This window comes from Micromonospora sicca, assembly GCF_003172935.1.
GTDB classification, from domain to species: domain Bacteria; phylum Actinomycetota; class Actinomycetes; order Mycobacteriales; family Micromonosporaceae; genus Micromonospora; species Micromonospora sicca.
Genome location: NZ_QGKS01000430.1, coordinates 1 through 6,848, shown reverse-complemented (window position 1 = coordinate 6,848; position 6,848 = coordinate 1). Strand labels below are relative to the sequence as shown.

General features: G+C 76.3%; 4 protein-coding genes. All 4 read right to left on the bottom strand.

The window, feature by feature from the left end; all coding sequences use genetic code 11:
* Positions 1-169 precede the first annotated feature (169 nt).
* The gene (locus tag DKT69_RS32755; RefSeq protein WP_109805284.1) at positions 170-1,480 is read right to left on the bottom strand and encodes a DEAD/DEAH box helicase; all 1,311 of its coding nucleotides are present in this window, start codon (positions 1,478-1,480) and stop codon (positions 170-172) included.
* Between the two features lie 222 nt (positions 1,481-1,702).
* Complete coding sequence (cspE, locus tag DKT69_RS32750; protein ID WP_007464836.1) at positions 1,703-1,906, bottom strand: transcription antiterminator/RNA stability regulator CspE; 204 nt, start codon at positions 1,904-1,906, stop codon at positions 1,703-1,705.
* 201 nt (positions 1,907-2,107) lie between these two features.
* Positions 2,108-5,671 carry an ATP-dependent helicase gene (locus tag DKT69_RS32745; protein WP_109805283.1) on the bottom strand — a complete coding sequence of 1,188 codons (3,564 nt, stop codon included), beginning with the start codon at positions 5,669-5,671 and terminating at the stop codon, positions 2,108-2,110.
* Positions 5,672-5,720: 49 nt separating this feature from the next.
* Positions 5,721-6,848, bottom strand: a 1,128-nt coding sequence (locus DKT69_RS32740) for a RecB family exonuclease (RefSeq protein ID WP_146231270.1), incomplete at its 5' end; no start/stop codon positions are given.

The window sequence follows — 6,848 nt, the reverse complement described above, 5'->3', positions numbered from 1 at the left end:
CTCGCCCGACCTCTTCCCCCCGGGTGCCAGCATCGGCGCGCCCGCGGCCGGCCGCAGTCGGCCATCGGACCCGCCTTCCGCTGATCCCCGACTCAAGGTCCGCCCCGGCGCCGAAGCGCGACGGAAACGACGAACGGCCCCCGAAGGGGCCGTTCGTCAGGCAGTGCGCTCAGGCGGTGCGGGGCCGACGCGGGCGGCGGGAGCGCCCGGAGGCGCGGTGCGGGGCACGGCCACCGTCGCCGGCTCCGCTGGCCGGCCTGGGGCGCGCGGCGGCCGCCGGCTGCGGGGTGACGATGGTCACCGGCAGGCCGGAGGGCTCGCGGGCCCCGGTCACCCGGGCCAGCGCCTCGTCGCCGAGGCGCACCTGGGTCGACTGCGGCTTGATGCCGGCCACGCTCATCAGCCGGGACACGTCCCGGCGCTGCTCGGGCAGGACCAGGGTGACCACGGTGCCGGACTCCCCCGCCCGGGCGGTACGCCCGCCCCGGTGCAGGTAGTCCTTCGCCTCGGTCGGCGGATCCACGTTGACCACCATGTCCAGGCCGTCCACGTGGATGCCCCGGGCCGCCACGTCGGTGGCCACCAGCGCGGTCACCTGGCCGGTGCGGAACTGCTCCAGGATCCGGGTGCGCTGCGGCTGCGACTTGCCGCCGTGCAGCGCGGCCGCGCGTACCCCCTTGGAGAGCAACTGGCGGGCCAGCCGGTCGGCGCGGTGCTTGGTCCCCATGAACAGGATGGTGCGGCCCTCGCGGGCGGCGATCTGGGTGAGCGCGGCGGGCTTGTCCACCGCGTCGACGTGCAGCACGTGGTGGGTCATCGCGCTCACCGTGGCGGTACCCGGGTCGACCGAGTGCGACACCGGGTTGCTCAGGAAGCGGCGGACCAACCGGTCCACGCCGCCGTCCAGCGTGGCGGAGAAGAGCATCCGCTGGCCGTCCGGGGCGACCTGCTCCAGCAGCTTGGTGACCTGCGGAAGGAAGCCCATGTCGGCCATCTGGTCGGCCTCGTCGAGCACGGTGATGGCGACCTCGCCGAGGCGGGCGTCGCCGCGGTTGATCAGGTCGTGCAGCCGGCCGGGGGTGGCCACGACCACCTCGGCGCCGGCGCGCAGCGCGTCCGCCTGCCGCTGCAGCGACAGGCCGCCGACCACGGTGGCGCAGCGCAGCCCGAGGGCACGGGCGTACGGGGCGAGCGCGGTGGTGACCTGCTGGGCCAGCTCCCGGGTCGGCACCAGCACGAGCGCGAGCGGCCGGCCGGGGCGGGCCCGGCGGGCGGCGATGCGGTGCAGCAGCGGCAGCCCGAAGGCGAGCGTCTTGCCGGAGCCGGTCCGACCCCGGCCGAGCACGTCCCGGCCGGCGAGCGAGTCCGGCAGCGTCGCCGACTGGATCGGGAACGGCTCGGTGATGCCCTGCGCCGCCAGCTCGGTGAGCAGCGCCGGGGCGAGCCCGGTCGCGGCGAAGGTGGGAATGGTCATGGTCATGCGGAATGCCTTCCTCGACGCGGCACGTGTCGAGGGAGGGCGCCGCAGGGCGGCGCTGTCGTCGGCGGTAAAGCCCGTCGCGACTCACAAGCACGAACCGAAGGTGGTACGGGCCGGTCCGCCGCAGCACGCGCGCCCCGCGGAGCGGGTGGGCGGCGCGGCGGACCGGTCCCGTCACCGCACCCGAGAGGGTGCGGTGGATGGTGCTGGGTGATCCGAAGATCAGAGCGGGCGGATGTTCTCCGCCTGCGGGCCCTTCTGGCCCTGGGTCACCTCGAACTCGACCCGCTGGTTCTCGTCCAGGCTCCGGTAGCCGGAGGACTGGATCGCCGAGAAGTGGGCGAAGACGTCGGCGCCGCCGCCGTCCGGGGTGATGAAGCCGAAGCCCTTGTCAGCGTTGAACCACTTGACGGTGCCAATAGCCATTTGTTTCGTCTCCTTGACGGAACGTCGAACCCGCACCTGTTGCGGGCTCGAAGAGGAGCGCTCCGCGCGGGCATGCGCGAATCGCCTGTCGCTGCTGGTCGCCCCGCCCGGAGAACTCCGGACACAACAAAGAGCGCCTGGGGCCACAATCCGCCAGGCGCACACAGAGTCTCTGGAAACCAAAACTGCAACGCGCCTAACCTACCACGGATTACGTAACGTGGGGCGGTCCGCCGAAATTTCCGGTACGCCGGCGATCAGCGCGGTCAACCCGTCGCCGTCGAGCAGGTCGGCCGGGCGGACGGTGACGCCGTCCCGCACGTAGTGGAAGGCGGCGCCCACCCGCTCGACCGGCACGCCGGCCAGCTCGGCCCAGGCCAGCCGGTAGACGGCGAGCTGCACGCCGGCCACCTCGGCCTCCCGCCCGGCGGGCTGCCGGCCGGTCTTCCAGTCGACCACGTCGAACCGGCCACCCGGCCGGGCGAAGACCGCGTCCATCCGCCCCCGGACCACCACCCCGGCGATCACTGTGGCGAACGGCACCTCCACCTCCAGCGGCACCCGGTCGGCCCACTCGCTGGCCAGGAATCGCTCCTGCAGCTCGGTGAGCGCCTCGTCGGGGGCCGCGTCGTCGTCCGCGGCGCCGGGCAGCTCGTCCACGTCCAGCAGCCGGTCGGCGCCGAAGCGCTGTTCCAGCCAGGTGTGGAAGGCGGTGCCCCGGCGGGCGTACGGGTTGGGCTCGGTGGGCATCGGGCGGCGCAGGGCGCGCGCCAGGGCCCCCGGGTCGCGGCGCAGCGCCACCAACTGGGTCGCGGACAGGTGCCGGGGCAGCTCCACCTCGACCGCCTCGGCCCGCCGCAGCAGCTCGGCCCGCTCGGCGAGGAGCAGGTCCGCCTCCCGCCGCCACCGCGCCACCTCCGGGTCGTCCGCGCCGTCGGCGACCGGGGCCGCGTCGCCCGGTGCTCCGGCGGCGCCGTCCCGGCCCGCACCGGCCCTTTCCGGTCCGGCGGCCGCCTCGGGGTCGACGGGCTCGGGGCGGGCCGCCTCCGGGCCGACGGGCTCGGGGCGGACCGTCTCCGGGTCGACGGGCTCCCGGTTAGCCGGCTCCGGCTCGGCGGGCTGCCGGCGGGCCGCCTCGGGATCGGCGAGGAAGCGGCGGACCAGGGCGGCGGCCTCGGCCAGGGCCGGCCGGCGGGCGCCGAGCGGGTCGGCCGGCCACTCGGCGCGCAGCACCACCTCCGTCGTCGGGTTGACCGCGTCGCCGGGAGGTTCCGGGGCCCACTCGTCGACCAGGTGCCCGGCCCCGCCGTCCAGGCAGGCGTCGTGCACCTCGCGGAGGAGGACCGAGGGCCCGCGGAACCGCTTCGTCCCCTCCCCCCACCAGTACCCGGAGCAGAGCAGCAGCCGCCGGGGCCGGGTCACCGCCACGTACGCCAGCCGGCGCTCCTCCCGCTCGTCGTGCGCCCGCCAGGCGTCGGTGAAGTCCTCCACCGCCCGGGCCACCCCGCGCTGGTCCTCGGCGGCGGCGAGCTTCAGCTCGGGCAGCCCGTCGGCGTCGCCGCGGAGCGGGAACGGCAGCACACCCAGGCCGCCCAGCCAGTGGTCGGAGTTGCGGACCGGCCCCGGCCAGACGCCCCGGGTCAGCCCGGCGACCGCGACCACGTCCCACTCGAGGCCCTTGGCGGCGTGCGCGGTGAGGATCTGCACCGCACCCTCCACCACCTCGACCTCGCCGGGGGCGAGCCCGCGCTCCTCGTCCTCGGCGGCGGCGAGGAAGGACAGGAAGCCGGCCAGGGTCGCGCCCGGCGTCTCCCCGCTGAACCGGGCGGCGACGTCACCGAGGGCGTCGAGGTGGCCGCGGGCCAGGCCGGCGTCGCCGGCGCCGTCCCGGCCGGCCCGGACCGCCACCTCCACGTCCAGGCCGATGGTCCGCTCGATGTCCGCGATCAGCTCCGGCAGGGTCTGGTCGAGCCGGTACCGCAGCAGGGCCAGTTCCATCCCGTACGCGCGCAGCCGCGCGTACCCCTCCGCCGAGTACGCCTGCGCCGGCCCCAGGTCGGCCAGCGCCTCGACCAGCGTGGCCTCATCCAGCACGTCCACGGCGATCTCCGGCCCGTCGTCACCGGTCAACTGGCGGCGGGACCGGGCGATCGACCGGGCCCGCCGGTGCAGGGCCACCAGGTCGCGCGGCCCGATCCGCCAGCGCGCCCCGGTGAGCAGCCGCAGCAGCGCCGCCCCGTCGGTCGGGTCGGCGAGCACCCGCAGCGTGCAGACCACGTCCCGGACCTCGGGGGTGTCCAGCAGACCGCCCAGGCCGACCACCTCGACCGGCAGCCCGCGGGCGCGCAGCGCGGACTCGATGGCCGGGATCTGGCTGCGCAGCCGGACCAGCACGGCGGTGGTGGGGCGTTGCGGCACCGGAATGTGCTCGGGCAGCGCCCCGGGCATCCGGGCCGCCCCCCGCCAGGCGCCGAGGACGCCGTCGGCGATCCACTCGGCCTCGTCGGCGTACGTCTGGAGCAGCGCGCAGTGCACGGTGCCGGCGGCGTGGCCGCGCGGGCTGCGGTGCGGGATGGGCTCCTTCACGCTGAGCGCGGCCCGCAGCTCCGGCACCTGCGCCCCGGCGGCCCGCAGCGGGGTGGCCAGCGCGTTCGCCACGCCGAGGATCTCCGGGCGGTTGCGCCAGCTCGTGGTCAGGCTCAGCACGTCGGCCGGGGCGCCGTCGGCGCGGGCGAAGTCGCCGGGGAAGCGGTCCAGGGTGCCGGCGCTGGCCCCCCGCCAGCCGTAGATGGACTGGCAGGGATCGCCGACCGCGGTGACCGGGTGGCCCCCGCCGAAGAGCGCGTTGAGCAGCACCACCTGGGCGTGGCTGGTGTCCTGGTACTCGTCGAGCAGCACCACCCGGAAGCGGTCCCGCTCGATCACCCCGACGCCGGCGTGGTCCCGGGCCACCCGGGCGGCCCGGGCGAGCTGGTCGGCGAAGTCCATCGCCTCGAAGTCGTCCTTGCGGCGGGCGTACGCCCGGACCAGCGGGAGCAGCTTCAGCCGGGTCTGCTGGAGTCGCAGCGCCTTCCGCACGTCGGCGTAGACCCGGCCGGGGCGGGCCTGCACGTCCGCGAAGAACCGGCCGGTCCAGGCGGCGAGGGTGTCCGGGTCGACCAGGTGCTCGTCCAGCTCCCCGGCCAGCGCCAGGACCGCGTCGGTGATCGTGCTGGGCATCCGCTCCACCTCGGACATGTCGCCGTCGTAGTTGCGCACCAGCAGGTCGACGAGCTGCCAGCGGGACGCCTCGGTGAGCAGCCGGGTGGTGGGCTCGTACCCGGCGCGCAGCCCGTGCTCGGTGACGATCCGGCCGGCGTACGAGTGGTAGGTGGAGACGGTCGGCTCGCCCGCGAGGGGGTCCTCGTGCGGGTCCCGGCCCTGCCGGCCGACGCGCCGGATGAGCTGGTCGAGCCGGGTACGCACCCGGTGCGCCAGCTCGCCGGCGGCCTTGCGGGTGAAGGTGAGGCCGAGGATCTGCTCCGGCCGGACGTACGAGTTGGCGACCAGCCAGACCACCCGGGCGGCCATCGTCTCGGTCTTGCCGGAGCCGGCGCCCGCGACCACCAGCAGCGGCTCCACCGGCGCGGCGATGATCGCCGCCTGCTCCCGGGTGGGCGCGGGCAGGCGGAGCAGCTTCGCCAGCTCCACCGGGGTGTACCGGGGGCCGGAGTCGGCGGTCCGCGGCGCCGGGGTCGCGGTGCTGAAGAGCGCGGGCTGGGTCACGTCTCCGCCTCGGTTCGCGACTGCCGGCCTCGTGGCCTACTCCTGGCGCTCACGGATTCTCCGGGGGACGGACGGTCGGCGGCTCGACGACCTGGCGGCCCTGCCCGGACACCGGGCAGCTCGTGCGCACCGGGCAGACCCGGCACTTCGAGTTGGCGACCGCGGCGAAGGTGGCGGCCGCCATCGTATCGGCGGTACGCCGGACCAGCGCGGTCGCCCAGCCGGCCTCCGGGCCCTCCCCGGCCGCGGCCTGGGCCTGCTCCTTGGCCTCCTTCGCCCCGGTGCCGAGCTGCACCAGCGCCGCCCCACCCGACTCCTCGCCGAACTCGGCGAACGCCCCCGCCTCCACCGCCGCCTGGTACGCCCCGAGCTGCGGGTGCTCGGCGACCTCCCGCTCGGTGACCGCGGTGGACTTGCCGGTCTTCAGGTCGATCACCACGAGCCGGCCGTCGGCGTCGACCTCCAGCCGGTCCACCCGGCCGGTCAGCTCGACGGGCCGCTGCGGGTCGTCGAGGCGGACGGCGAACTCGTGTTCGATGGCGAGCAGCCGGCGCGGGTTGCCGGCCAGCCAGCGGAGCAGCTTGTCCACCATGGCCTCGGCACGGGCCCGTTCCGGCCCGACCATCCAGCGGGCGGCCAGCTCGATCGCGTCGAACCGGGCGGCCACGTACTCCAGCAGAGCGGTGCGGTCGGCGCTGGCGTCCTCGGCGAGCATCGCCGCGGCGTGCACCAGGTTGCCCACCCCCTGCGCGGCGCTGGCCGGGCCGCTGCCGCCGTGCCGTTCCAGCAGCCAGCGCAGGCTGCACCGCAGCGCGCTCTCCATGGCCGACGGGGTGACCCGGACCGGCTCGCCGTCGTCGACCAGCGGCCGGTCGTCGGAGAGGCCACGCAGCCCCCACCAGTCGTCGGGGTGCCCGCCGGTGACCCCGGCGGCGGCCAGCCGGGCCAGCTCGGCCGCCGCGGCGCGCCGCCGGGCGGGCGGTGCCGCCGGGTCGGTGACCGCGGTACGCAGCTCCGCCACCAGCGCCGAGAGGGTGAGCCCACGCGGCGGGAGGGTGACCGGCAGCGCGCCGGGCCGATCGGCCTCGCCGTCGTCGGGCGGCTCGCCCTCGACGGTCAGCGCCGCGCCGTCGCCCGAGCGGGCGGCCCCGGCGTCGCCGGGCGGGTCGCCGTCGAC